22 protein-coding genes, 1 tRNA gene and 1 pseudogene are annotated in these 25,762 nt (G+C 63.7%); 6 read left to right on the top strand and 18 right to left on the bottom strand.

All coding sequences use genetic code 11. The annotated features are described in order from the left end of the window. The first annotated feature begins 99 nt into the window (after positions 1-99). Positions 100-903 carry a cytochrome C assembly family protein gene (locus T5B8_RS08130; protein ID WP_353177799.1) on the top strand — a complete coding sequence of 268 codons (804 nt, stop codon included), beginning with the start codon at positions 100-102 and terminating at the stop codon, positions 901-903. A 65-nt stretch (positions 904-968) separates the two neighbouring features. After that, on the top strand, positions 969-2,303 hold the full coding sequence (locus T5B8_RS08125) for an HlyC/CorC family transporter (protein WP_353177797.1): 1,335 nt from the start codon (positions 969-971) through the stop codon (positions 2,301-2,303). Between the two features lie 5 nt (positions 2,304-2,308). On the opposite strand, the gene radA is transcribed toward T5B8_RS08125, so the two are convergent. Continuing rightward, complete coding sequence (gene radA, locus T5B8_RS08120; protein ID WP_353177795.1) at positions 2,309-3,676, bottom strand: DNA repair protein RadA; 1,368 nt, start codon at positions 3,674-3,676, stop codon at positions 2,309-2,311. A gap of 200 nt (positions 3,677-3,876) precedes the next feature. On the opposite strand from radA, the gene T5B8_RS08115 reads away from it, so the two are divergent. Further along, positions 3,877-4,866: an alpha/beta hydrolase gene (locus T5B8_RS08115; RefSeq protein ID WP_353177794.1), complete on the top strand. Its 990-nt coding sequence runs from the start codon at positions 3,877-3,879 to the stop codon at positions 4,864-4,866. Between the two features lie 648 nt (positions 4,867-5,514). Here T5B8_RS08115 and alr read toward each other — a convergent pair. From alr to rnr, 8 genes and pseudogenes are all read right to left on the bottom strand, one after another. Beyond that, on the bottom strand, positions 5,515-6,582 hold the full coding sequence (alr, locus tag T5B8_RS08110) for an alanine racemase (RefSeq protein WP_353177792.1): 1,068 nt from the start codon (positions 6,580-6,582) through the stop codon (positions 5,515-5,517). Between the two features lie 31 nt (positions 6,583-6,613). Next, positions 6,614-7,969, bottom strand: coding sequence for a replicative DNA helicase (gene dnaB, locus T5B8_RS08105; RefSeq protein ID WP_353177790.1), 1,356 nt, complete (start codon positions 7,967-7,969; stop codon positions 6,614-6,616). Between the two features lie 323 nt (positions 7,970-8,292). Continuing rightward, positions 8,293-8,727, bottom strand: a pseudogene (rplI, locus tag T5B8_RS08100) (50S ribosomal protein L9); the annotation flags it as partial. 9 nt (positions 8,728-8,736) lie between these two features. Then, on the bottom strand, positions 8,737-8,967 hold the full coding sequence (rpsR, locus tag T5B8_RS08095; RefSeq protein WP_353177788.1) for a 30S ribosomal protein S18: 231 nt from the start codon (positions 8,965-8,967) through the stop codon (positions 8,737-8,739). Between the two features lie 12 nt (positions 8,968-8,979). Then, positions 8,980-9,339 carry a 30S ribosomal protein S6 gene (rpsF, locus tag T5B8_RS08090; protein WP_293627128.1) on the bottom strand — a complete coding sequence of 120 codons (360 nt, stop codon included), beginning with the start codon at positions 9,337-9,339 and terminating at the stop codon, positions 8,980-8,982. 138 nt (positions 9,340-9,477) lie between these two features. Beyond that, positions 9,478-10,236, bottom strand: coding sequence for a 23S rRNA (guanosine(2251)-2'-O)-methyltransferase RlmB (gene rlmB / locus T5B8_RS08085; RefSeq protein WP_353177786.1), 759 nt, complete (start codon positions 10,234-10,236; stop codon positions 9,478-9,480). A gap of 101 nt (positions 10,237-10,337) precedes the next feature. Beyond that, on the bottom strand, positions 10,338-11,045 hold the full coding sequence (locus T5B8_RS08080) for a YiaD family glycine zipper/OmpA-like lipoprotein (protein ID WP_353177785.1): 708 nt from the start codon (positions 11,043-11,045) through the stop codon (positions 10,338-10,340). Between the two features lie 11 nt (positions 11,046-11,056). Next, positions 11,057-13,357, bottom strand: a complete 2,301-nt coding sequence (rnr, locus tag T5B8_RS08075) for a ribonuclease R (RefSeq protein ID WP_353177783.1) — start codon at positions 13,355-13,357, stop codon at positions 11,057-11,059. A gap of 111 nt (positions 13,358-13,468) precedes the next feature. On the opposite strand from rnr, the gene T5B8_RS08070 reads away from it, so the two are divergent. Next, a tRNA-Leu gene (locus T5B8_RS08070) sits at positions 13,469-13,555 on the top strand. A gap of 158 nt (positions 13,556-13,713) precedes the next feature. Here T5B8_RS08070 and T5B8_RS08065 read toward each other — a convergent pair. The 9 genes from T5B8_RS08065 to mutL form a co-directional block, all read right to left on the bottom strand. Beyond that, positions 13,714-15,009, bottom strand: coding sequence for an adenylosuccinate synthase (locus T5B8_RS08065; protein ID WP_353177781.1), 1,296 nt, complete (start codon positions 15,007-15,009; stop codon positions 13,714-13,716). Between the two features lie 2 nt (positions 15,010-15,011). After that, on the bottom strand, positions 15,012-16,217 hold the full coding sequence (locus T5B8_RS08060) for an ATP phosphoribosyltransferase regulatory subunit (RefSeq protein WP_353177779.1): 1,206 nt from the start codon (positions 16,215-16,217) through the stop codon (positions 15,012-15,014). Positions 16,218-16,237: 20 nt separating this feature from the next. Next, positions 16,238-16,423 carry a DUF2065 domain-containing protein gene (locus tag T5B8_RS08055; RefSeq protein ID WP_353177777.1) on the bottom strand — a complete coding sequence of 62 codons (186 nt, stop codon included), beginning with the start codon at positions 16,421-16,423 and terminating at the stop codon, positions 16,238-16,240. A 6-nt stretch (positions 16,424-16,429) separates the two neighbouring features. Beyond that, positions 16,430-17,311, bottom strand: coding sequence for a protease modulator HflC (gene hflC, locus T5B8_RS08050; RefSeq protein ID WP_353177775.1), 882 nt, complete (start codon positions 17,309-17,311; stop codon positions 16,430-16,432). Continuing rightward, positions 17,308-18,669, bottom strand: coding sequence for a protease modulator HflK (hflK, locus tag T5B8_RS08045; protein ID WP_353177773.1), 1,362 nt, complete (start codon positions 18,667-18,669; stop codon positions 17,308-17,310). Before hflK ends, hflC begins: the two co-directional genes overlap by 4 nt. 333 nt (positions 18,670-19,002) lie before the next feature. After that, a complete protein-coding gene (gene hflX / locus T5B8_RS08040; protein WP_353177771.1) occupies positions 19,003-20,346 on the bottom strand; it encodes a ribosome rescue GTPase HflX in 1,344 nt (447 codons plus the stop codon). A gap of 23 nt (positions 20,347-20,369) precedes the next feature. Next, the gene (gene hfq / locus T5B8_RS08035) at positions 20,370-20,630 is read right to left on the bottom strand and encodes an RNA chaperone Hfq (RefSeq protein ID WP_353177769.1); all 261 of its coding nucleotides are present in this window, start codon (positions 20,628-20,630) and stop codon (positions 20,370-20,372) included. A gap of 47 nt (positions 20,631-20,677) precedes the next feature. Then, complete coding sequence (gene miaA / locus T5B8_RS08030; protein WP_353177767.1) at positions 20,678-21,646, bottom strand: tRNA (adenosine(37)-N6)-dimethylallyltransferase MiaA; 969 nt, start codon at positions 21,644-21,646, stop codon at positions 20,678-20,680. A 2-nt stretch (positions 21,647-21,648) separates the two neighbouring features. Next, positions 21,649-23,469 carry a DNA mismatch repair endonuclease MutL gene (gene mutL, locus T5B8_RS08025; RefSeq protein ID WP_353177765.1) on the bottom strand — a complete coding sequence of 607 codons (1,821 nt, stop codon included), beginning with the start codon at positions 23,467-23,469 and terminating at the stop codon, positions 21,649-21,651. A gap of 187 nt (positions 23,470-23,656) precedes the next feature. Here mutL and T5B8_RS08020 point away from each other — a divergent pair, with 187 nt between their 5' ends. Both T5B8_RS08020 and T5B8_RS08015 read left to right on the top strand, forming a co-directional pair. Beyond that, positions 23,657-24,118, top strand: a complete 462-nt coding sequence (locus tag T5B8_RS08020; RefSeq protein ID WP_353177763.1) for a Fur family transcriptional regulator — start codon at positions 23,657-23,659, stop codon at positions 24,116-24,118. Positions 24,119-24,167: 49 nt separating this feature from the next. Next, on the top strand, positions 24,168-25,634 hold the full coding sequence (locus T5B8_RS08015; RefSeq protein ID WP_353177761.1) for a catalase: 1,467 nt from the start codon (positions 24,168-24,170) through the stop codon (positions 25,632-25,634). The last annotated feature ends 128 nt before the right edge of the window (positions 25,635-25,762 follow it).

Genomic DNA, 25,762 nt, shown 5'->3' with positions numbered 1-25,762 from the left:
AGGCGCTCGCTGCATTCGATAGCCGCACGATCGCGGCTCGCCCGAGACGAGAAATACGGCACAATGGTCCACATGGCTTTCGAGTCCCTCTTGGTTTAAATGGCACTGGTCGTAATCGAAGTGCTGCTCGCAGCGCTGCTCTATGCCGGCGCCGCTGCCGCGGTATGGCGCCATCTGGCGCAGGGCGCGCCGTACTGGCACGTCACCGCCGTGGCCGGGCTGGCGCTGGCTGCCCAGATCGGCTCGCTGGTTCATCTGAGCCTGCATTCGGGCATGCTGGTCATCGGCCTGGGTACCGCGCTATCCCTGTTCGCCTGGCAGGCGGCCTTGCTGCTGTGGCTGTTTTCGTTGCGCGAATCGGTCGGCGCGCTGGGGCTTGTGATCTATCCGTTCGCCGGCCTGTGCGCGATTGCTGCGCTGCTCGTACCCGATTCCCACAGTGCAACCGAAGCCCTGGCCTGGCCGCTGCAACTACATATCCTGCTATCGATCCTCGCCTACGGCCTGCTCACGCTAAGCGCGGTACAGGCCATCGTGCTCGCCTTGCAGCATCGTCAGCTCAGACGTCGGCCACCGGCGGGGATGTTCACCCGCCTGCCCGCACTCCAGACCATGGAAACGCTGCTGTTCCGGCTGATCGGCGCGGGTTTTTTCCTGTTGAGTCTGGCGATTGCCACCGGCGCGCTGTTCATCGACGACCTGTTTGCCCAGCATCTGGTCCACAAGACCGTGCTGTCGCTGTTCGCCTGGGTCTTCTTTGCGGTGCTGCTCTACGGGCGCTGGCGCTATGGCTGGCGTGGCCGGCTGGCGGTGCGCGGCGCGCTGGCCGGTTATGTACTGCTCGTGCTCGCCTACTTCGGCAGCAAGTTGGTGCTGGAGCTGATTCTAGGCGAACATTGGTAACGCGCGGCCAACGTGCCGATAGTCTAGATACTCGACGCGTACTCATTTGATTCAGGGCTGACTTCTTGGACGCCATCTCGCTGCCGGTTCTGTTCGGCATATTGCTGTTGATGCTCGTGTTATCCGCCTTCTTTTCGGGCTCGGAAACCGGGTTGATGACGCTCAACCGCTACCGCATGAAGCACCTGGCCAAGACCGGTCATGGCGGTGCATCGCGCGCGGCCCATCTGCTGGATCGCCCCGACCGGCTGATCGGTTTGATCCTGTTGGGCAACAACCTGGTCAATATCGCGGCCTCGGCCGTGGCCACGGTGATCGGTATTCGCCTGTTCGGCAATGTCGGCGTGCTCGTGGCCACGGTTACGCTGACCGTGTTCGTGCTGATCTTTTCCGAGGTCACCCCGAAAACGCTGGCGGCCCTGCACCCCGAGCGCGTGGCCTATCCGGCCTCCTATGTGTATGCGCCGCTGCTGCGCATAGCCTGGCCGGTGGTCATGGTCATCAACTGGGCCGGCAACGGCCTGCTGCGCCTGTTCGGAGTATCGGCCGACGATGCGGCCGCCCATTCGCTGTCTTCCGAGGAACTGCGCACCGTGGTCACCGAAGCCGGGGCGATGATTCCGCGCCGACATCAGCAGATGCTGTTGTCGATTCTGGATATGGAAAATGCCACGGTCGAGGACATCATGGTCCCGCGTAACGAGATCGTGGGCATCGATATCAGCAAGTCCTGGTCCGATATCCTCGAACAGCTCGTTCACAATCAGCATACGCGGCTGCCGATCTTCGACGGTTCCATCGACGAACTCGCCGGTATCGTGCATATGCGCCGGGTGCTGGCACTGATCTCCGAAGACAATCTCGACAAGGACGCGCTGCTCGGCCTCGCCCGCGAGCCGTACTTCGTGCCCGAAGGCACGCCGCTCAACCAGCAGCTGCTCAACTTCCAGAACCAGCAGCGTCGCATCGGTTTCGTGGTGGACGAGTACGGCGATATCCAGGGCCTGGTCACGCTCGAGGACATTCTCGAAGAGATCGTGGGCGAATTCACCACCGACCCCGCCACGCGCGTGAAAAACGTCTATATGGACGGCGACGACAGCTATCTGGTGGATGGCACGGTCACCCTGCGCGCGCTCAACCGCGCCATGGGCTGGAAGCTGCCGGTGGACGGGCCCAAGACCATGAACGGGCTGATCACCGAACACCTGGAGACCATCCCCCAGCCCGGCACCAAGCTCAAGGTGGGCAAATACGTGCTGGAAATCGCGCAGACCCGCGCGAACCTGGTGCAAACCGTTCGGGTCAAGCCACCGCGCCGTCGGCTACGGCGCACGGCCGACGAGGACATGCGCCCGCGCGATGAGCGTGACAAGACCGATCTGGATAGGGATCGCTAAGCGAGCTAAGCGATGGCGTCGATCGCCTCGCTCAGGCGCGCCACGCCGACGATTTCCATTTCGCCGATACGCTTGCTGCGCGGCGTGTTGGCCTTGGGCACGATCGCCCGGGTGAAGCCGTGCTTGGCGGCCTCGGAGAGGCGATCCTCGCCGCCCGGTACCGGCCGGATTTCGCCAGCCAGGCCGATTTCGCCAAATATCACTAACCGTTCGCCGAGCGCGCGATCGCGAAAACTCGAAAGCGCCGCGAGCACCACGGCCAGGTCGGCCGCGGTTTCGGTCACGCGCATGCCGCCGACCACGTTCACGAACACGTCCTGATCGCCCAACGGGATACCGCCATGACGGTGCAGCACCGCCAGCAACATGGCCAGGCGCTGACTGTCCGGGCCGAGTGCGACGCGGCGCGGGTTGTGCAGCTGGGATTCGTCGACCAGCGCCTGGACTTCGACCAGCATCGGTCGCGAGCCTTCGCGGGTGACCATCACCGCACTGCCGGGCACGGCCGTTTCATGCCGCGACAAGAAGATCGCGCTCGGATTGGTGACCTGCTTCAGGCCGGTGTTGGACATCGCGAACACGCCCAACTCGTTGACCGCGCCAAAACGGTTCTTCACCGCCCGAATCACGCGAAAGCGACTGGACGCCTCGGCTTCGAAATAGAGCACGGTATCAACCATGTGTTCGAGCACACGCGGGCCGGCGATGGTGCCTTCCTTGGTGACATGCCCCACCAGAATCAACGCCGTACCCGTGGCCTTGGCAAAGCGCACCAGCATGGACGCCGATTCACGCACCTGCGACACGCTGCCTGGCGCCGAGGTCACGGCCTGTGAGAACACGGTCTGAACCGAATCGATCACCACCAGTTTAGGTGCCTGCGGTTTGGCCAGCGCCAGCACGCGCTCGACACAGGTTTCGGCGAGCACCGCCAGTTCCGCCTGATCTACCCCCAGGCGCTGCGCGCGCAGGTGAACCTGCTCCAGCGACTCCTCGCCAGTGACATAGAGCGCCGGGATTGCCGCCGAGAGCTGGGCCAGCACCTGCAACAGCAGCGTCGATTTACCGATACCCGGATCGCCGCCGATCAGAATCACGGAGCCCGGTACGAGGCCGCCGCCGAGCACGCGGTCGAGCTCCGACAAGCCGGTGGGCGTACGCGCGGTTTCGGCCGGTCGGATCGCATTCAAGCGTTCCACCTGCGGCGCGGCATTGCCGAAACTCGTCGGCGCGCCCGCCCCGGGCTTGGCCGGCGCGGCCGCAACGCTTTCCACCAGCGTATTCCAGGCGCCACAATCGCTGCACTGGCCCGCCCATTTCGGGTGGCTCGCGCCACAGGCCTCACAGATGAAAACAGTCTTGTTGCGCGCCATCACACTCTCGAAAATCATGCCGGCCGGCACCACGAAACGCGGCCCTGCCCGCCGTGGCCCACCTATTCGCTCGCTGGAGTCGCGATACGGACTTACGGCGCCGGAAAACAAACCGGCATACTAGGCGCTGTATTTCAGCGATGCACGCACCGCGCGCCGACGATTGGCAGACGCCGTGGTGAACGATCAGCGAGGTTTCGATGCACGAACGCCTGGATATCGACTTCATCAGCCGTGGCACGACCTGTCGCGCCTGGTTCTATCCCGCGCGTAGCGATGCCCTGCGAACCGACAATGGCGTGCCCTGCGTGGTCATGGCGCACGGCCTGGGCGGCACCCGCGACGCCGGGCTCGAACCCTATGCCGAACGCTTCGCCAGCGCCGGGCTGGCCGTGTTCCTGTTCGACTACCGCTATTTCGGCGCCAGCGACGGCGAGCCACGCCAGCTGTTTTCCGTTCGCGCGCAACTCTACGATTGGAAGATCGCGATCGCCGTCGCCCGGCGTCAGGCCGATGTGGACCCCGAACGTATCGCGCTCTGGGGCAGCTCGTTCTCCGGCGGGCATGTTGTGGCCGCCGCCGCGCGCGATGGCCATGTCGCCGCGGTCACCGCCCAGGGGCCGATGATGGACGGGCTTGCCGCGGTGACCAACTTCGTCTCGTACGCGGGCTTCATGCAGTTGCTCAAGCTCACCTGGGCCGGCATTCGCGATGCCATCAACAACCTCGCCGGCGCCGACCCGTACATGATCCCGATCGTGGGCCGGCCGGGTACGCTCGCCGCGATGACCAGCGAAGATGCCTACGACGGCTATAAGGCCATCACCCCACCCGACTGGCGCAACGAAATGGCGGCGCGCTTTGCCCTTACGCTGGCCTTCTACCGGCCCGGCCGGCGCGCCAACCGGCTGCCCTGCCCCATACTCGTACAGATCTGCGACGAAGACAGCGTCGCCCCGCCGTGGGCCGCCGAGGCCACCGTCCTGCACGCCGGCGAGCGCGGGCGCGAGCGCCACTACAAGATCGGCCATTTCGATATCTACCGCGGTGCGGGCTTTCGCCAGTCCAGTGCCGACCAGATCGCCTTCTTCCACGAACACCTGACCCCAGAGGCGACCGACAACCGCCGCCGCGAGCGGGGCCGTGCCAAGCGCGAAGAGCGAAGCCGCAGCCCGATCAGCTTGCGGTAACGCTCGCGCGGCCCTCAACAAGCGCTTCAGGCGCAATCGACAGCGAAGGAAAACGGTCCGCGAATGCACGCCAATAAACGCGAATGAAAAGCAGCGCTTGATTGGCTAAACCGTTGGCACGCGAGGCGTTAACCGCAGCGCAACAGCCCTTCGAGCAACCTGTCGTGCGCCTTATTCGCGCGTCTTCGCGGACAATCTGGCTGCAACTGGATTTCATACATAAGCCAAGAAGCCATTGATCCGCAGATTACGCCGATTACGCCGATTGATTGATTTGGCCGTAGTGGGCGATAGACAGTATTGACGCCTTGGCTTGGGTGGCACTCGCGGTAAGGCACAGTCCGCAGATCGACGCAGATCAAGACACTAAATCGCGGTCATTCACTGCCTTCCGACGCATGTGGCCCGCGTGTTTATCTGTGTAATCTACGAAATCTGTGGTTGGTCTTGAAGAACGAAGCCATCTCGCGGTGCATTACCGAAAGTGCTTATAGAGGGACCATCTGCGGACTGCATTGAGCGTGCGGCGTGGACACCAAGCCGGCCTTGGCGCACTACGTCTTTGCCTTATTCGCGTGTATTCGCGTTCATTCGCGGACGACCTGCCTTCTTCAGAACAGCCCACTGCGTTTCATACCCAAGCAACGCTCACACCAACTCGAAGCGCACCCGCGGCGTCAATCGACAGAACAGTTCGTAGGCGATGGTATCGGCATGCCGGGCGACTTCGTCGACATCGAGGCCGCCGCCCCAGAGGGTGGCGCGATCGCCCACGGCCGCATTCGGCGCGCTGCGCAGATCCACGGTAATCATGTCCATCGATACCCGGCCGACCAGAGGGACACGCACGCCATCGATCAGCACCGGCGTGCCCGAGGGCGCATGGCGCGGATAGCCATCGCCGTAGCCGATGCCGATCACGCCGATATCCATCGCCTCGGGGGTACGCCAGGTCGCGCCGTAGCCGATGGTTTCGCCGGCGGCGATATGGTTACGCGCAATTAACGGCGCACTCAAGTGCATGGCCGGCTTGAGATCGTAGCTGGCCGCATCGCGATCGCACATGGGCGAACTGCCATAGAGCATGATGCCTGGCCGTACGATATCGGCATGCGCGTCCGGCCAGGCCAGTACCGCAGCCGAATTGGCGATCGAACGCAAACCGCGACGATTGGCGGTGGCCTCGGCGAATACCGCCAGCTGGGCCGGGGTTTCGGGGCGCGACGGCTCATCGGCACAGGCCAGATGGGTCAGCCAGCCGGCGATTTCGACGCGTTCGAGCGCTTCCAGCCGTGCCTGTACCTCGTCGAGATACGCCGGCGCAAAGCCCAGCCGGTGCATGCCGCTATCGATTTTCACCCAGACCTTGAGGGGTGGGCCGATATGGTGCTCGAGCGCGTCGAGCTGGCTTGCGTGGAATATCACCGGTTCGAAGGCATATTCGCCGGCCTGTTCACAGACCGTGGCATCGAGCTGCTGGGAGAGCATGGCGATGGGCTTGTCGATCCCGGCCCAGCGCAGCTGCAGCGCTTCGTCGAGGCTCGATACGGCAAAGCCATCGGCCTCGGCCAGCGCATTGGCAACGGTGGTCGCGCCGTGCCCGTAGCCGTCGGCCTTGACCGCGGCATACACGCGACTGTGCGGCGCCATTGCACGTACGCGCGTGAGGTTGTGGGCGATCGCGGCGCGGTCGATGACGGCGCGGGCTCGAATCATGGCGCAATCCCGATTGGGCTGAAAACGGCGATCATTCCATGAAATCGTCGTCGTAGTGTTCCTGGAGATTCTCGAAACGCGTGAAATGCGACAAGAACGCCGTGCGCGCGGTGCCCAGCGGGCCGTTACGCTGCTTGCCGATGATGATCTCGGCCACCCCCTTGTCGGGCGTGTCTTCGTTATAAACCTCGTCACGATAGACGAACATGATCACGTCCGCGTCCTGCTCGATACCGCCGGACTCACGCAGATCGGACATGCGCGGACGCTTGTTGTCGCGTTGCTCGACCTGGCGGTTGAGCTGGGAGAGCGCGATCACCGGCACGTCCAGTTCCTTGGCCAGCGCCTTGAGCGAGCGCGAGATCTCGGAAATCTCGTTGGTGCGGTTTTCCTTGGTGCCCGGCACCTGCATGAGCTGGAGATAGTCGACCATGACCAGGCCGATATCGTGTTCGCGCTTGAGCCGGCGTGCCCTGGCCCGCAGTTCGGAGGGCGACAACGCGGGCGTGTCGTCGATGAACAGCCGCGCATTTTCGTTCATGATGCCGATCGCCGAGGTGACCTTGGGCCAGTCATCCTCGGTGAGCTGGCCGGAGCGCAACCGCGACTGATCGATACGCCCCCACGACGAAATCATACGGATAACCAGCTGTTCGGCCGACATTTCCAACGAGAACACGGCGACCGGCACCTTCTCCTTGATGGCGACGTTTTCGACGATATTCATCGCGAAACTGGTCTTGCCCATCGACGGGCGCCCGGCCAGGATCAACAGATCCGAGGGCTGCAGGCCGTTGGTCATCTTGTCGAAGTTGTTGAGCCCGGTCGGCAGGCCGGAAAACGAGCCCTCGTTGGCCACGAGTTTTTCGATCCGGTTCACCGCCTTGGTGAGAATCGAATTGAGCCCCTGCGGGCCCTCGCCGCCGCGCCGGCCGCGCTCGGCGATGGCGAAGATTTCCTTTTCGGCGGATTCGAGCAGATCGGCCGCGGTCTGGCCCTGGGTATCGAACCCCATGGTGGTGATCATGTCGCCGGCGCGGATGAGCTGTCGCATGATCGAGCGTTCGCGCACGATATCCGCGTAGGCCTTGATATTGGCCGCGCCCGGAATATCGGCAGCGAGATTGCCCAGATAGCTGGCCCCGCCCGCTTTTTCCAGCAGACCGCGGCTACGCAGCCATTCGGTGAGCGTGACCAGATCGCGCGGTTGGCCGGTATCGGCGAGATCGGCCAGCCCGCGAAACAGCAGGCGGTGATCCTCGCGATAGAAATCGTCTTCGTTGATGCGCCCGGCGACTTCGTCCCAGGCACGCTCGGACAAAAGCAGGCCGCCGATCACGGATTGCTCGGCCTCGATGGAATGCGGGGGCAACTTGGCTTCGGCCATGGCGTATCGCCTGTTTACACGAACGAGGGGCGTCTCGCCGTGCGTACGCGGCGAGAATGAAGCTGGAGTTTACGCAAGGCGCGGACCAAAAAAAACGCCGCCCGGAGGCGGCGTTTTCAGGTCGGGCAGAAAATGCCGCGACGGCGACCGAATCAGTCTTCGCGCTCGCCCAGCGGCGCGTCGGCTTCGGTGCCGGTTTCGTCGGCCGGCTCGCCGGCGTCTTCGACACGCTCGCCATCGAGCTCGTCGGCGGTCGCATCTTCTTCGGCCTCGTCGGCGGCCCGACGCGGCGGCATGTTGATGCCCATGTCGGTCTTCTGGGCGACGATCACGGTGACCTCGACCTCGACCTCGGCATGCAGCTGCAACAAGGCGCTGTACTCACCGACCTGGCGGATGGTGCCTTCGGTCAGGGTGACTTCCTTCGGGCTGACCTCGACGCCTTCTTCGGTGATCGCGTCCGAGATTTCCTGCGGACCGACCGAACCGAACAGCTTGCCTTCGTCACTGGCACGCATGGCGATGACGTACTCGGTGCCACGCAGCTTGTCGGCACGCGCCTTGGCCTGGTCCTCGCGTTCCTGCGAGGCAGCCTGCAGCTCGGAACGACGCTCTTCGAAGACCGCCAGGTTGGCCTTGGTGGCCGGCAGCGCGATGCCACGCGGCATCAGGAAATTACGACCGTAACCGGGACGGACCTTGACGGTATCGCCCAGGTCGCCGAGGTTGCGGACTTTCTGTAGCAGAATGACTTCCACGAGGGCCTCCTAGGACGAATGCCGATCGGTGTACGGCAGCAGCGCGAGAAAACGCGCACGCTTGACCGCGGTGGACAACTGACGCTGATAGCGTGCCGCGGTGCCGGTAATACGGCTGGGCACGATCTTGCCGGTTTCGGTGACGTACTGCTTGAGGGTCTCGATATCCTTGTAATCGATCTCCTCGACGCCTTCGACGGTGAACTTGCAAAAACGACGGCGACGGAAAAAACGGGCCATGTTCGAAACTCCTTAGCTGGCGTTGGCAGCAGGCTTGCGCTCGCCGCGATCGTCGGCGTTCTTGGCAAGCGGGGACGGGTCGGTATCGGCCTTGTGACGGGCGATCACCAGATGACGCAGCACGGCGTCGTTGAAACGGAACGCGTCTTCGAGTTCCTCGCGCGCTTCCTGCGAGCACTCCACGTTCATCAGCACGTAATGCGCCTTGTGGATCTTGGTGATCGGATAGGCCAGCTGACGACGGCCCCAGTCTTCATGGCGGTGGATGGTCCCGCCGTCGTTTTCGATGATGCCGCGATATTTTTCGACCATCGCCGGCACCTGCTCGCTCTGGTCCGGGTGGACCAGAAACACGATTTCATAGTGTCGCATTGTGTTTCCTTTCGGGTTGCAGCCCCCGGCCTGTTCGATTGCCTGAACGACCGTGGAGCAAGGACTGCGGCGCGAACGCCGCGAGGCGCGGTAGTCTAAGGGCTTGACGCGCCCAACGCAACGCGTGCGCGGGCTATTTCAGCCCTGCGTAGCCAGCCGGCGCTGGCGCAGCGCTTCGAACAGGGCCACGCCCGTGGCCACCGATACGTTCAGGCTTTCGATGTCCCCGGCCATCGGAATCGAAACCAACGCATCGCACTGGCGCGCGGTGAGTGCCCGGATGCCCTTTTCCTCGCCGCCGGCCACGAGCACCAGCCGTTCCGGCAGGTCGCTGTCGTAGATCGAAAGTTCTGCCGTGCCGTCGAGGCCAACCGCCCAGAATCCCTCGTCCTGCAGGCGTGCGATCGCGCGGGTGAGATTGGTCACCGGCACGAAGGCAATACGCTCGGCCGCGCCCGCGGCCACCTTGCGTACGGCAGCGGTGAGCCCGGCGGCACGCTTGCGCGGTGCGATCACGGCGGTCACGCCCGCGGCGGCCGCGCTGCGCAGACAGGCGCCGAGATTGTGCGGATCCTGAACCTGATCGAGTGCGAGCACCCAGGGGCGCTCGGCGGCGGCAAGCAGATCCAGCAGGTCGGATTCGCGTTTTTCGCGCGCGAGCGCACGCTCGGCGATACAGCCCTGATGACGTACATCGGCGAGCATGGCATCGAGCGCGGCCATATCCGCGCTGACGATCTCGATACCGCGATCGGCCGCGGCAGCCCGCAACGCGTCGGCGCGCCCGTCACGTCGGCCGCTGGCCAGCCAGATGCGCGCCAGGCCGCGATCCTTTTCAATCGCACTCATCACGGCATGAAAGCCGCCGATCAGGCCCCGTTCGTCTGCGCTTGTCACCGGCTATGCCCCGCTCTTGTCGCTCGAAAGAATTGCTGCAAACAAAGAAGCCCGGCCATGCCGGGCTTCATCGATCGGCACGATGGCCGAAAACGCCTCGCTTACGAGCCGAGGTACGGCGGCTCGGAGAAAGCCTGCGATTCCTGGCCTTCCACGATCGGCTTGATCACGATATCCACACGACGGTTTTCCGCACGGCCGGCTTCGGTATCGTTGCTGGCGATCGGCTCGGATTCGCCGCGCCCCCAGGTAAGCACGCGCTGCGGATCCACGCCGCGGCTGGTCAGGAACTGGGCCACGGCCTGAGCGCGTTCCTGCGACAGCTTCATGTTGTACTGCTCGCTGCCCGTGCTATCGGTATGACCGACCACGTGAATCGCGGTCTTGTCGTAGTCCTTGAGCGTTTCCGCGATCTTGTTGAACGTGCTCTGGGCGTTGCCCGACAAAGTGGCGCTATCCACCGCGAACGAGGCATCGCTGGCCACGCCGATCTTGAGCGCGTCGCCGTTCAGACGGGTGATATCGAGCATGTCGCGGGCCTGTTCGGCCGACAGCTTCTGGTTGAGCTCTTGCTGCTGGTTATCCATATAGCGCCCGGTCGCGCCGCCGGCGAGTGCGCCGATGGCCGCGCCGATCGCGGCGTTGGTGCCGGACTTGTCGCCCAGCTGGGAACCGGCAATGCCACCGAGGACCGCGCCAACGCCGGCACCGATCTTGGTCTTGCGGTTGGGGTCCCCCGCGCAGGCGGTCACGAACAACGCCGTGCACAGCAGTGCGACGAGCAGGATGGCGGAATTCTTTCGGGTCATGGACCGGTTCATCAACGTTTACCTCGCTTGCTTTGACGGCGCGACTTGCCGGACGACTTGCGCTTGTCGGACTTGCCCGAGTCAGACTTCGGCGCCGGTTTGCCGCGTTTGGTGGCCGCACTGTCGGGCGCGACCAGCTCGAAATCGATCTTGCGCTCGTCGAGATCGACGCGCGCGACCTTCACCTTCATCTTGTCGGCCAGCCGGTGTACCACGCCTGAACGTTCGCCACGCAGGCAACGCGACTGGGCGTCGAAATGATAATAGTCATTCGACAGGCTCGATACATGCACCAGGCCGGTCGCATAAATACCATCGAGCTCGACGAACAGCCCGAAGGAGGTCACGCCGGTGACCGTGCCTTCGAACGTCTGGCCCAGCGAATCGCTCATGTATTCGCATTTGAGCCAGTCGTCGACATCGCGGGTGGCGTCGTCGGCGCGCTTTTCGGCTTCCGAGCAGACGGTGCCCAGAGCCTCCATCATGCCCATGTCGTAGTCGAAGGTCTTGGGCTTGCGCCGCGCCTCCAGGTGCTTGATCGCGCGATGGGCCAGCAGATCCGGGTAACGCCGGATCGGCGATGTGAAATGGGCGTAGTTTTCCAGCGCCAGACCGAAATGGCCGTCGTTATGCGGCGTATAGACCGCCCTGGACAGACTGCGCAGCATCACTGTCTGGATCAGATGCGCATCGCTGCGATCGGCGATGGACGCCAGCAGCCGCGCATAGTCGGCCGCCTGCGGATCGCTGCCACCGGGCAGCGAGAGTCCGCGCTCGGCCAGGAACGCACGCAGATCCTCGAGCGCGTCGGCCGCCGGGCCGCTGTGCACGCGATAAAGCAGCGGCATGCGCTTTTTCGACAGATGCGTGGCCGTAGCCACGTTCGCCGCGATCATGCATTCCTCGATGATCTTGTGCGCGACATTGCGTTCGGTGGGCACGATGCGCTGAATCTTGCGATCTTCGTTGAAGATGATGCGCGTGGCCGTGGTTTCGAACTCGATCGCGCCACGCTCGCGCCGCTCGGCGAGCAGCGCCTCGTACAGCCCGTGCAGGTTGTTCAGCGGCTGAGCCAATTCCCGATAGCGCTCGGGCATGTTCTCCGGGTTTTCCAGCCAGTCGGCGACCTGTTCGTAGAGCAGGCGCGCATGCGAACGGATCACCGCCGAATAAAAGCGGCTCGAGCGCATGCGCCCCTGTTTGTCCAGGCGCATTTCGCAGACCAGCGCCAGCCGGTCGACCTCGGGATTGAGCGAACACAAGCCGTTCGACAATGCCTCCGGCAGCATGGGCACGACATGATCGGGGAAATACACCGAGGTCGCACGGCGCTGGGCTTCTTCGTCGAGCGCCGAGCCCGGTTTCACATACGAAGACACGTCGGCGATGGCGACCCACAGCCGCCAGCCGCGGGGAGTCTTGCGGGCATAGACAGCGTCGTCGAAATCGCGCGCGTCGGCGCCGTCAATGGTGACCAAGGGCAGATCGCGCAGATCGGTGCGCCCCTGCTTGTCTTTTTCGGCGACGGCGTCGCCGAAGGCTTCGGCCTCGGCCAGCGCCTCGGGCGGCCATTCGTAGGGAATGCCGTGCGAGCGCATGGCGATATCGATCTCCATGCCCGGCGCCATGCGGTCGCCCAGCACTTCGACGATCTCGCCGATCGGCTGTACGCGCTTGGACGGCGGCTCGACGATACGAACGGTCACCATCTGGTTATGTTCGGCGCCGTTGCGATCGGCCTCGGGCACGCGGATATCGTGGGCGATGCGCGCATTGTCGGGCACGACATGACATACGCCACGCTCTTCGACGAAGCGCCCGACGACCGTGTCGTTGACACGCTCGAGCACCTCGGCGATACGTCCTTCTCGCCGGCCACGCTGATCGCGTCCGACGATACGCACCACCGCGCGATCGCCGTGCATGAGCAGGCGCATCTGACGCGGGTTGAGAAAGACATCGTCCTGCTCGCCGTCGTCGGGGATGAGAAAGCCAAACCCGTCGCGATGACCCTGTACGCGCCCACGCACCAGATCCATCTTGTCGAGCGGCCCCAGCGCGCCGCGCCGGTTTTCCAGCAACTGGCCGTCGCGCAACATGGCGCGCAGGCGGTGCTCGAACGCTTCAGCGGCATCGCCGGTCAACGCATAGCGTTCGGTCAGCTCGGCCCAGGTCAGGGGCCGCCCGGCCTCGGCGAGGTCGTCGAGCACGAGCTGGCGGCTGGGCACCGGTTCGGCGTAGCTGCCTTTTTCGTGTTTGAACTGCGGATCGCGGTCGCGCCAGTCGGCGCTACCGCTCGTTTTCTTATTCAAGATTTTGCTCCATATGCGCGCACGATACCGTAACCACAGGCATGCACAAGCAACGATTGTCGACAGCGATTGACAACTGCCGGGCCAATCGCTAAATTGCGCGCTCTTCGAGCCCAGGTGGCGGAATTGGTAGACGCGCTAGCTTCAGGTGCTAGTGACCTAACGGTCGTGGAGGTTCAAGTCCTCTCCTGGGCACCAAGTTCGAATTGATGACTCACGATTGGCCGAGCCAAGCGTGAATCGCGAAAAAGCCGCGCTGGTAGCGCGGCTTTTTTTATGTCTGTCGAAAGCGCGTGCGCCGCGCCTCAACCCTTCAGACACCGCGGTCACCAGGCGGCGACCGCGGCCAGGCAACCTCAGCCCGCGAACGGGTCGCGCAGCACGATGGTGTCGGCCCGATCGGGGCCGGTGGACACCACATCGATCGGCGTACCCACGATCTCGGTCAGACGATCGAGATAATTACGCGCGGCCTGCGGCAGCGCATCGTATTCGCGTACGCCCACCGTGGACTCCTTCCAGCCCGGCATCTCTTCATACACCGGCTCGCAACGCGACAGCGCATCCGCGCCCAGCGGCGGCACGGTAATCAGCTCGTCATCGCAGCGATAGCCGGTACACAGCTGAATCGCATCCAGGCCGTCGAGCACGTCGAGCTTGGTGATACAAAGCCCCGACAGACTGTTGTTGAAGGCCGCCCGGCGCAAGCCCACGGCATCGAACCAGCCGCAGCGACGCGCGCGCCCCGTGGTGGCACCGAACTCGGCGCCCTTGGAGGCCAAATGGCGGCCGTTGGCGTCGTCGAGTTCGGTCGGGAACGGGCCCGAGCCCACGCGCGTGGTATAGGCCTTGACCACGCCCATGACGTAGTCGAAATACACCGGGCCCACGCCGGTGCCGGTGGCCGCCCCGCCAGCCGTGGTGTTGGAGGACGTTACGTATGGATAGGTGCCGTGGTCCACATCCAGGAGCGCGCCCTGGGCGCCCTCGAACAGAATCGATTCGTCGGCGACGTAGGCCTGGCGCAGCAGCTCGGCCACGTCGGCCACCATCGGCGCCATCTCGTCGGCATAGCGCAGGCATTCGTCGAGCGTGGACTGAAAATCGATCGGCGCAACGCCGAAATAGTTCTTGAGCACGAAGTTGTGGAAGTCCAGCGCCTCGCCGAGCTTGGCGGCCAGCATCTCGCGCCGGAACAGATCGCCCACGCGGATCGCACGGCGGGCCACCTTGTCTTCATACGCGGGACCGATACCGCGGCCGGTGGTGCCGATCGCGGTCTTGCCGCGGGCGGCTTCGCGCGCCTTGTCCAGCGCGATATGGCTGGGCAGGATCAACGGACAGGCCGGACTGATGCGCAGGCGACTGCGTACCGGTACGCCCCGCGCCTCGAGCGTGGCCATTTCCTCGATCAGTGCTTCCGGCGAGAGCACCACGCCGTTGCCGATATGACAGGTCACCCCATCGTGGAGAATGCCCGACGGGATGAGGTGCAGCACCGTCTTCTCGCCATTGATGACGAGCGTATGGCCGGCATTGTGGCCGCCCTGAAAGCGCACGACATGGCGGGTGCGATCGGTGAGCAGATCCACGATCTTGCCCTTGCCTTCGTCGCCCCACTGGCTGCCGATGACGATGACACGTTTGCCCATGACTAATCCTTGCTCGGGTGAGTCGTTTCAGACAGTGGTCGCACGTCCCAGCGACCGTCGATATATTCGAGTGCGCGATCGCAACCAGGGTCGATACGATCGCCGCTATCCGGCGTGGCCACGACCACGCGTTCGCCCGCCGCGCGCAGCCGGCGAACACTGGCCAGCAGCTGCGGGTCGCTACCGGCCGGCGCATGGATCGCGCCGCCGCGCGGCGCGACATCGAAGCGCCCGAGCGCGGCCAACAGGTTGAGATCGGCCGAAAAACCCGTCGCCGGGCGCGGCCGCCCGAACGCCGCGCCCACATTGTCGTAGCGCCCGCCACGGGCCAGTTCGCGCCCGAGACCGGGCGCAAAGGCCGCATACAGCAGGCCGGTCTTGTAACGATAGCCGCGCAGCTCGGCCAGATCGAGAAACAGCGGTACCTGCGGGTAGTGGTTGGCCAGCAGCGCGACCATTTCGTCGAGCCGATCCAGGGCACTGTCGATGCCCGGGTCGATTCCGGCCAGCGCCTCGCGCGCATCGGCGAGCACGCTGGGCGCGCCATTGAGCTCGATCAGCTGGGTGAAGCGGGCATGGCTCTGGGCATCCAGACGGCCTGAGGCGGCGAGCGCGTCGAGGTCCGGCCGTGACTTGCGTTGCACCACATCGAAAAGCTGCGGCTCGAGCTCGGCCGGCATATCGGCATGGGCGACCAGCCGCCGGTAGATCGCGACATGGCCGAGATCCAGACAGGCGTTGTCGATACCCATCAGGCCCAGCGTTTCCAGCATCAACGACACGATTTCCAGATCGCTGTCGATATGGGCATCGCCGAATTTCTCCGCGCCGACCTGCAAGGGCTGGCGTGAACCACCCGGCTCTTCGGGCCGGGTACGCAGAATACTGCCGATATAGCAGTAGCGCGCGGGCCCTGTGGCCGCCAGGCGATGGGCATCGATACGCGTGGCCTGGGTGGTCATGTCCGAGCGTACGCCCATCATGCGCCCGTTGAGCTGATCGGTCAGCTTGAAGGTCTGCAGATCGAGCTCGTGACCGGCCCCGGTCAACAGCGAGTCGAGATATTCGATCAGCGGTGGGCGAATGAGGTCATAGCCCCAGCGCCAGTACAGATCGAGAAGCTGCCGGCGGGCAGATTCGAGGCGCCACGACTCCGGCGGCACCATTTCCTGTACGCCCTCGGGCAAAAGCCAGCGGTTGGATTGCATCGCGTTCCGACGTCTTTGAATCAATGAATGAATTGCAACAGCACCGCGCCCACGCCGATGAGCACGCCGCCGAACACGCGCAGGCTGCGGCCGTCGACTTCCGACAGCCGCAGCATCATCTCACGCCAGCGCTCGGGGGCGATGAACGGCATCAACCCCTCGATCACCAGCACAAGCGCCAACGCGCGCACAAGATCCGGCCACATGCCGCGCTACGGGCTCGATCCGGCGTTCGACGCACTCGGGTTGAAGTAACGGAACAGCTTGCCGTCCGGGCGCAGCAGCATCAGATCGTCGCTGCCCAGCGCATTGCGATAGAGCTCCAGGCTGCGATAGAAGCTGTAGAACGTCGGGTTGGCCTGATACGCCTGGGCATAGAGCTCGGCGGCCTGAGCGTCGCCCTTACCGCGGATCACCTGCCCCTGGCTGTAGGCATCGGCCAGGATGATCGTACGTTCGCGTTCGGCGTCCGAGCGGATCTCCTGCGCGGCCGCGTCGCCCTGGGCCCGGAGCGTACGGATGACTTCCTGACGCTCGGAGCGCATGCGCTCGTAGACCGACTCGCTGACTTCTTCGGGCAGGTCCAGACGCATGATGCGCACGTCCTCGATCTGCACACCGAGTTCCTTGGCGTCCTGATTGGCCTGCACCTGAACCGCGGCGACGATTTCGTTGCGATCGTCGCCGACCGCCTGGCGAATCGTGCGCTTGGAGAATTCGGCCAGCAGGTCGTTCTCCACGATTTCGGTGAGCAGGTCGCGAGTGCGTTGTTCCTGGCCCTGGGTCGACAGGTAATAGTCGACCGTATCGTTGATACGCCACTTGACGTAGAAATCGACCGCGAGGTTCTTGTTCTCGGAGGTCAGCACGCGTTCGATCTCTTCGGTGAAGGTCATCACGCGGCGATCGAAGGAGTGCACGGTCTGGATGAAGGGCGCCTTGAAATGCAGGCCCGGCTCGTAGTTCTGGCCGACGATCTCACCCAGCTCGACCACCACGACACGCTCACGCTCGTCGACGATGAAGGCCGAATCGAGCGCTGCGTAGCCGATGACGAGAACGACGATGATCGCGAAAATATGCTTGGGGCTCATGAGTTGCGGTCCCGGCTGCGAAGACTGTCGGACGAACGGCGGCTGGACGACGAGCTATTGTCGTTCGATCCGCTGTCGGCCGAGCCGGCATTGGCGCTGTTGCCATCCGAATCGGCGTTCATGCCGTCGTTGGCTGCGTTCTCGAGCTGTTTGTTGCGACGCGATTCATTGAGCATCTTTTCAAGCGGCAGATACATCATCGGCCCGTTGCCGCCCTGCTCGGCCAGAATCAGGTTCGCGTTCGACAGCACGTCGCCCATGGTTTCCAGATACAGGCGTTCGCGGGTGACTTCCGGCGCCTTTTCGTACTGGGCCAGCAGTTCGGTGAAGCGCTGGGCCTCACCCTTGGCGCGGGCCGTCTTCTGTTCGCGATAACCCCGTGCATCCAGCAGAATTCGCGCCTTCTCACCCTGGGCACGGGCGACGATATCGCGGGCATAGGCGCGGGCGATATTCTTCTTGCGCTCTTCTTCCTCACGCGCCTTGATGGCTTCCTCGAACGCACCCTGCACCTGTTCGGGCGGCTGCGAGTACTGCACGTTCACGGCCACCACATCGATACCGGCGTCGTAGCTCGACAGCGTGCTCTGCACGATCTTGCGTACGTTTTCAGGCAAGGCCGCGCGCGAACGGTCGGTGATCTCGGGGTAGCTTTCCTGCTGGGCCTTGATCTCGTTGACGAGCTTGTCGTCCACGCCCTGCAGGGCATCCTTTTCGGCCGGCTGGCCGGAGCCTTCCTTGAGATCGACGTTCTGCAACGCGCGATCCTCGAGCTCTTCGACCTGCACGCCTTCCTGGATCACCTGGTTCATACGACTGGTGCCCACGATCTCGCGTACCGCCGAACGCAGCACCTGCTCGACGGTGGCATCGGGCTCGCGCAGCTGGAACAGATAGTTCATCGCATCCGAAATGCGATATTGCACGGCGACCTCGACCTCGACGATGTTTTCGTCCTTGGTCAGCATCACCGCGCGGTTCTTGGCCCGGCGCACCTGCTGGGTATCGACCTTGTAGACCCGATCCACCGGATACGGAATCCGCCAGTGCCAGCCCGGCCCCTGCGTCTCGATATAGTCACCGAAACGCAGCACCACGCCTTTTTCACCCGGCTGCACCACGTACAGACCGGTCAGCAGCCAGATCACCAGTGCCACCGGCACGATGAACAACAAAATCGCCGGGCTCGGCCCACCGGCGCCGCCGCCGTTGTCCGAACCACCATTGCCGCCCTTGTTGCCGGACATGCGGGCACGGAACTTACGCCAGATCTGATCCAGATCGGGCGGGCCGCTACCGTTGTTCTTGTTGCCGCCGCCCCAGGGGTCCTGACCCTTACCGGGCTCATTCCAGGCCATATCAGCAGGCTCCCGTTGCCATGTTGTGAACAGCGCACGCGCCATGCGCGCCGCGCCCGAATCGGGTGCAGCGCAAGGATAGAGCGAGTGCCTGAACCGCCGAGCTGGGCGGTTGCGTTATCGATCGTTCATTTGCCATGAGCAAATCTGTTGTTTCCTTTACATTGCCATCGCGCACACAGCTCGCGGCGTAACGGCACGCGGCTGGAACGAAGGATTTGGCCGCCGGCGCGGGGCGAAAGCGCGATTCTATCGACCCCCCGTACCCCTGTCGAACGCTGCTGGCGCATACACCGACAGCCAGCACAGCAACAACCGCAGCCTGCAAGCGCCTTACGCAGACGGCGAAGCCGAAGATGCCGAGTCCGCCGCGGCCATTCGCGCGGCCCGCCGTTCCACCAGCACGTCGTCGAACGCAAGCCCGGCCTGGGCGACAATTCGCTCCAGGTCGCCCTGCGAAGCGGTCACGTTCAGCCGGCTCGCGCCGTCGTCATCGTAGCTTTCGTCGTCCACCACGCCCAGCTCGAACAGCGCCGAGCGCAGCCGCCCGGCTGCCGCCGGCACGCGCAGCACGCCGGCGATCATATCCGGATTGCAGAAATCGGCCAGCACCGCGCGCAGCGCATCCACGCCCTCGCCGCTGGCCGCCGACAGCCAGACACGCAGCGGGCGGCCGTGCGCATCGGTTTCGATACGCGCGGATTCGTCGTCGATCAGATCGACCTTGTTGAACACCTCGATCTGGGGCACCTCGCCCGCACCGATTTCTGCCAATACGTTATTGACTTCGCGTGCGTGGGCGCGGCGCTCCACGTCGGCGGCATCGATGACATGCAGCAATACGTCGGCCTCGCGTGTTTCTTCCAGCGTGGCCTTGAACGCCGCCACCAGTTCATGCGGCAGATCGCGGATGAAACCCACGGTATCGGCCACGATCAACGGCTCGCCCACCGGCACACTCATACGCCGCAGGGTCGGATCGAGCGTAGCGAACAGCTGGTCGGCGGCATAGATGTCTTCGCCGGTGAGTCGATTGAAAAGCGTCGACTTGCCGGCATTGGTATAGCCCACCAGCGACACGATCGGCGTACGGGCACGCCGACGTGCCGAACGGCCCTGCTCGCGCCGCGCACTGACCTTCTCCAGGCGCTGGCGCAGCATCTTGATACGCTCGTTGAGCAGGCGGCGATCGGTTTCCAGCTGGGTTTCACCCGGCCCGCGCAGGCCGATACCGCCCTTTTGACGCTCCAGATGCGACCAGCCTCGCACCAGCCGTGTGGCCAGATGCTGAAGTTGGGCCAACTCGACCTGCAACTTGCCCTCGTGCGAACGCGCACGCGACGCAAAAATATCCAGAATGAGCCCGGCGCGATCGAGCACGCGCGCGTTCAGGCGCTTTTCGAGGTTGCGCTCCTGACTCGGCGACAAGTCGTGGTTGAACACCACGAGTTCGGCGCCGTGTTCGACCACGAGCTCGGCAATTTCGTCGACCTTGCCGCCGCCCACGAAATACCGCGGATCGGGGCTGCGCCGACTACCGCCGACATGGGCAAGCACTTCGCCACCGGCCGACGTGACCAGTTCGTGGAACTCGCGATCGGCCTCGTCGTATTCGTCGAGGCCGAAGGCGAGATGCACGATCACGGCCGCCTGGCCGGTCGGCGGACGCTCAAACATGCCGACTACTCATACGCGCTGTATCAGGAATTACCGTCAACCTCACTGTTCTGATTCATTTCCTCATGCATTTCCGAGCGGACGTTGCGCGAGGGCACGATGGTGGAAATTGCGTGTTTGTAGACCATCTGGTTGACCGCGTTACGCAGCAGTACCACGAACTGGTCGAAGGACTCGATCTGACCCTGAAGCTTGATGCCGTTGACCAGATAAATCGACACCGGCACGCGCTCCTTGCGCAAGGCATTGAGGAATGGTTCTTGTAGTGTTTGGCCTTTTGCCATGGATTCAGACTCCGAAAAAGCAGGGGTATAAAATTCGTATGATTCGATTATAGCACGGGCCCGACAGACTGGCCGGCTGCCCGGATGGCTTCTAATGCCTGATTTGTAATGTTTTTTTCTTCACTTTCCAGCCATGCAACCCGTTCCAGCGAGCGTAGCCAGGTCAGTTGCCGTTTGGCCAGCTGACGCGAGGCAAACACCGCGCGGGTGATCCCCTCGTCCAATGTCATCTGCCCATCCAGCACCTGCCAGAGCTGGCGATAACCGACCGCCCGCATCGACGGCAATTCGAGGTTTAGATCGGGCCGGGCGTGCAGCTTTTCAACCTCGGCATACAAGCCTTGTGCCAACATCGTCTCGAAGCGCTGGGCGATGCGTGCATGCAGCGTTTCGCGCCGCGCTGGCGCGACCGCGATCTTGCCGATAGACCACGGCAGCGCAGCCACGTTCCGGCGCGCCTTGTCCCGGGCATGCAATACGCTGGGGGCGAGCCCGGTCAGCGTATGAATCTCGAGCGCGCGCTGAATACGCTGGGCATCGTTGGGATGAATCCGCTGCGCGGTCTCGGCGTCGATCGCTGCCAGGCGTTCATGCAGTTGCGCCCAGCCGTGGCGCTCGGCCTCGGCATTCAGATGGGCGCGCACGGCTTCATCGCGCGACGGCATTTCGCTGAGCCCATGTTCGAGGGCGCGAAAATACAAAGAGGTGCCACCGGTGAGCAGCGGCAGCCGGCCAGCGGCATGAATGCGCTCGATCTCGGCGATGGCATCGGCCCGAAAATCGGCGGCCGAATACGGCTCGGCCGGGTCACGAATATCGATCAGCGCATGCGGCGCCCGGGCCAGCGTTTCGGCATCCGGTTTGGCGGTGCCGATATCCATGCCGCGATAGACCATGGCCGAATCCACCGACACGATCTCGGCATTCAGGCGTTCGACCAGCTCGATGGCCAAACCGGTCTTGCCGGAGGCGGTCGGCCCGAGCAGAAAGACCACGCCCGGTCTGTGCGTATTCATCGTCACTTGCCGCGCATGAACAGCCGGTCCAGGCCGGCCATGTCGACCTGAACCCAGCTCGGGCGGCCATGATTGCAATGGCCGGCCCGCTCGGTATGTTCCATATCGCGCAACAGCGCATTCATTTCGGTCAGGGTCAGCCGGCGCCCGGCCTTCACCGCAGCCTTGCAGCCCATATCGGCCAGCACGTCGTCGATACGATCGCGCACGCCGGCCGCGCCGCGCAGGCCCTCGCCGAGTTCGCCGATCATGTCATAGGCCAAGGCCACGTAATCCTCGTTGGCCAGCAGTGCCGGCACCGCGCGCAGCAGCCCGCTGGTAGGCCCGGCGCGGGTGATTTCCAGCCCCACCGCCGCCAGGGCCTCGGCGTGGGTTTCGATCGCCGCGGCTTCCTGTTCCGATACCGACAACGTTTCCGGTACGAGTAAGCGCTTTGACTGGACATGGCCCGCCGAATACTCCTGTTTGAGTTGTTCGTAGAGCACGCGCTCATGCGCGGCATGCATATCCACGAGCACCAGGCCCTCGCGGTTCTGGGCCAGAATATAAATATCGTGCAGTTGGCCGATGGCATAGCCCAGCGCCGGCATGGGCGCGCGCTCATCATTCGCGCTCGCAGGCGCGGCCGGCGGCGCCTGCAGCGACGGCTCGGGGGCGCTCGGCATCTGGAAGGCATAGGCCGCACGCGACTGGGCGACACCCGGCGCCCCGCCACTGTATGGCCGGGTATCGAAGGATTGCTGCACGCCCGCGCTGGCGATCGGGTTCGATGGCGGCGGGCTTTCACTCGCGGTTACCGGCAGCTCGACCTCGCGTGCGGCATGTGGTTTGGCCTCGACCGCGGCCAGTGCCCGGCCGACGCTGCGAAACACGAAATCGTGTACCAGCCGCGATTCGCGAAAACGTACTTCGGCCTTGGCCGGATGGGCGTTCACGTCGACCTGGCGGGTATCCAGCGTCAGATAGAGCACATAGGCCGGGTGGCGCTGGTTGTGCAACAGATCGCGATACGCCAGGCGCACGCCGTGATTGAACACCTTGTCGCGAATCGGCCGGTTGTTCACATAGCTGTACTGGCGATCGGCCTGGCCCCGGGAAAACCCCGGCGTGGCAATCCAGCCGGACAGACGCATGCCGGCGGCCTGTTCATCCACGGCCACGGCATGATCACCAAACGCCCCGCCGATGAGTTTGTCCACGCGCTGCTGCATGGCCTCGGGATTCTGCGCGGGGGCGATACGCGCGACTTCGGTGCCGTCGTGATGCAGTACGAAGCCGATATCGAAGCGCGACAGGGCCAGCTGATTGAAAGCCTTGCGGATATGCGCGAATTCGGTCGCCGGCGCGCGCAGGAACTTACGCCGCGCCGGGATACGCGCAAACAGTTCGCGCACTTCCACGCGCGTACCACGATCGAGGGCTGCCGGGCGCGGCGTATCGCTGCTGGCCGGGCTGATCGCATAGGCGCAATCGGCGTCGGCCGTGCGCGACGTCAACGTCAGCTGTGATACCGAGGCAATACTGGCCAGCGCTTCGCCACGAAACCCAAGACTTGCCACCGACTCGAGCGCATCCAGGCTATCGATCTTGCTGGTGGCATGACGGGCCACGGCCAGTGCCAGATCGTCGCCTGCAATACCGTGGCCATCATCGGCCACCACAATACGACGCAGACCGCCATGTTCGATCGTCACGTGAATCCAGCCCGCACCCGCGTCGAGGCTGTTTTCCATGAGTTCCTTGACGATCGACGCCGGACGCTCGACTACCTCGCCGGCGGCGATCTGGCTGATCAACTGGTCATCGAGTCGGCGAATCGGCATGAGGCTGCATCGGTCTGGGCAGCGCCATAGTGTCGGCCAAGTCTGGCGGGTTCGCAAAATCGCGTGCGCGCCGGAGCGCGACCGGTGCGCCCGATTTGGCCGGCTGCCCGCGCTTGTGACGCCAGGATTGACTGTAGCCAATCGTAAACTTGACTCGTTCAAGTTTATCGCCGAGTATCGGCTGGCCATGAGTCGAGACATGACACCCATCGTTCAACAGCTTCGTGCCCGCGGAATGCGGGTCACGGCCGCGCGCCATGGCGTGCTCGAGTGGCTTGCGGACAACCCCCATGCCACCGTCGAGCAGGTGCATGAAGGCGTGCGTCAACGGCTGGGCTCGATTTCGAAACAGGCGGTCTACGACGTACTCAATGCTTGTCTCGAAGCCAATCTGGTACAGCAGATCAAACCGGCCGGCCATCCGGCGCGGTTCGAGCGGCGCACCGGCGACAACCACCATCATCTGGTGTGTCGGCGGTGCGGGCGTATCGAGGATGTCGATTGTGCCGTTGGCGTGCGTCCCTGCCTGGATCCCGATCACGACCACGGCTTTGAAATCGACGAAGCCGAGGTCATGTACTGGGGCATCTGCGGCGTGTGCCGTACGGCCGACACTGCCAGCACGGACGATGATCAGTCGCGACGATAACGATATGCGGCGTACGCGTCGCGTAAACCACCACCTGGAGGGTAAAACCTTGACGGACGATATCCATAAAACAGAAACGACCACCGGCGGCGAACCGTATCCGAGCGACGAGCATTCGCTGACCGTCGGCAACGACGGCCCGATCGTCATGCACGATCACTTCCTCATGGAGCAGATGGCGGCCTTCAACCGGGAAATGATTCCGGACCGCCAGCCCCATGCCAAGGGCGGCGGCGCCTTCGGCCAGTTCGAAGTCACCGAAGACGTCAGCAAATACACGAAGGCCTCCTTCCTGCAGAAAGGCGCCACCACCCCGATGGTCGCACGTTTCTCCACGGTCGCCGGCGAATCCGGCAGCCCCGACACCTGGCGTGATCCGCGCGGCTTCGCGCTGAAGTTCTATACCGAGGAAGGCAACTTCGACATGGTGGGTAACAACACCCCCGTGTTCTTCGTGCGCGACCCGATGAAGTTCCAGCACTTCATCCACTCGCAGAAGCGTCGTGCCGACAACGGCCTGCGCGACCACGACATGCAGTGGGACTTCTGGACCCAGTCGCCGGAATCGGCGCATCAGGTCACCTGGCTGATGGGCGATCGCGGCGTGCCCGCCACCTGGCGCCACATGAACGGCTACTCCAGCCATACCTATATGTGGGTCAACGCCGAAGGCGAGCGTTTCTGGGTGAAGTACCACTTCAAGACCGATCAGGGCATCAAGTGCCTGACCCAGGAACAGGCCGATCAGATGGCCGGCTCCGACGCCGACTATCACCGTCGCGATCTGTTCGAAGCGATCGAACGCGGCGAGTATCCGACCTGGACCCTGCAGGTTCAGATCATGCCCTACAAGGATGCCAAGACCTATCGCATCAACCCGTTCGACCTGACCAAGGTCTGGCCGCACGAGGACTACCCGCTGCATACGGTGGGTCGCATGAAGCTCGACCGCAACCCGACCGATTTCCATACCGAAATCGAACAGGCGGCCTTCGAGCCCAACAACATGGTCCCCGGCACCGGTGTTTCGCCCGACAAGATGCTGCTGGCCCGCACCATTTCCTACGCCGACGCACACCGTGCCCGTCTGGGCGTGAACTACAAGCAGATCCCGGTCAACGTGCCGAGATCGCCGGTTCACAGCTACACCAAGGGTGGTGCCATGCGCATCCAGAACGTGAGCGATCCGGTCTATGTGCCCAACACCAAGGGCGGCGCCCATGCCAACCCGGATGCCTACCCGGCGAACAACGTCTGGGAAGCCGACGGTGCCATGGTTCGTGCGGCCTATACGCTGCGCAAGGATGACGGCGACTTCAACCAGGCCAACGATCTCGTCAACAAGGTGATGAACGACGAAGAACGTGACCGTCTGGTGCATAACATCGCGGGTCATCTGTCCGACGGCGTGGGCGAAGACGTGCTCCAGCGCGCCTTCCAGTACTGGCGCAACGTCGATGAAACCATCGGCGAGCGCGTCGAGAAGGCGGTTCGGGAAAACCTTCAGTCCGCGTAACCGCGCACCGTCGGTTTAACGACGATCCGGTTGGAGGCGGCGCATCGTTCGATGCGTCGCCTTTTTTATGCGCGGTTCAGAATCGATGGCCTATTAGAAGGAAGGCAGCTCAAGCCAGTGGCCGACGC

Source organism: Salinisphaera sp. T5B8 (assembly GCF_040361255.1).
Taxonomy (GTDB): domain Bacteria; phylum Pseudomonadota; class Gammaproteobacteria; order Nevskiales; family Salinisphaeraceae; genus Salinisphaera.
This window is presented reverse-complemented; position numbering and strand designations above follow the sequence as displayed.

Coding starts and splice junctions, on each gene's coding strand:
- mutL (WP_353177765.1), bottom strand. CDS start 23,469: ATGCCGATTCGCCGACTCGATGACCAGTTGATCAGCCAGATCGCCGCC.
- T5B8_RS08130 (WP_353177799.1), top strand. CDS start 100: ATGGCACTGGTCGTAATCGAAGTGCTGCTCGCAGCGCTGCTCTATGCC.
- T5B8_RS08055 (WP_353177777.1), bottom strand. CDS start 16,423: ATGTGGCCGGATCTTGTGCGCGCGTTGGCGCTTGTGCTGGTGATCGAG.
- hflC (WP_353177775.1), bottom strand. CDS start 17,311: ATGAGCCCCAAGCATATTTTCGCGATCATCGTCGTTCTCGTCATCGGC.
- alr (WP_353177792.1), bottom strand. CDS start 6,582: ATGATTCGAGCCCGCGCCGTCATCGACCGCGCCGCGATCGCCCACAAC.
- dnaB (WP_353177790.1), bottom strand. CDS start 7,969: ATGGCCGAAGCCAAGTTGCCCCCGCATTCCATCGAGGCCGAGCAATCC.
- hflX (WP_353177771.1), bottom strand. CDS start 20,346: ATGTTTGAGCGTCCGCCGACCGGCCAGGCGGCCGTGATCGTGCATCTC.
- T5B8_RS08065 (WP_353177781.1), bottom strand. CDS start 15,009: ATGGGCAAACGTGTCATCGTCATCGGCAGCCAGTGGGGCGACGAAGGC.
- hflK (WP_353177773.1), bottom strand. CDS start 18,669: ATGGCCTGGAATGAGCCCGGTAAGGGTCAGGACCCCTGGGGCGGCGGC.
- radA (WP_353177795.1), bottom strand. CDS start 3,676: ATGGCGCGCAACAAGACTGTTTTCATCTGTGAGGCCTGTGGCGCGAGC.
- hfq (WP_353177769.1), bottom strand. CDS start 20,630: ATGGCAAAAGGCCAAACACTACAAGAACCATTCCTCAATGCCTTGCGC.
- T5B8_RS08115 (WP_353177794.1), top strand. CDS start 3,877: ATGCACGAACGCCTGGATATCGACTTCATCAGCCGTGGCACGACCTGT.
- miaA (WP_353177767.1), bottom strand. CDS start 21,646: ATGAATACGCACAGACCGGGCGTGGTCTTTCTGCTCGGGCCGACCGCC.
- T5B8_RS08060 (WP_353177779.1), bottom strand. CDS start 16,217: ATGCAATCCAACCGCTGGCTTTTGCCCGAGGGCGTACAGGAAATGGTG.
- T5B8_RS08020 (WP_353177763.1), top strand. CDS start 23,657: ATGAGTCGAGACATGACACCCATCGTTCAACAGCTTCGTGCCCGCGGA.
- rpsF (WP_293627128.1), bottom strand. CDS start 9,339: ATGCGACACTATGAAATCGTGTTTCTGGTCCACCCGGACCAGAGCGAG.
- rpsR (WP_353177788.1), bottom strand. CDS start 8,967: ATGGCCCGTTTTTTCCGTCGCCGTCGTTTTTGCAAGTTCACCGTCGAA.
- T5B8_RS08080 (WP_353177785.1), bottom strand. CDS start 11,045: ATGACCCGAAAGAATTCCGCCATCCTGCTCGTCGCACTGCTGTGCACG.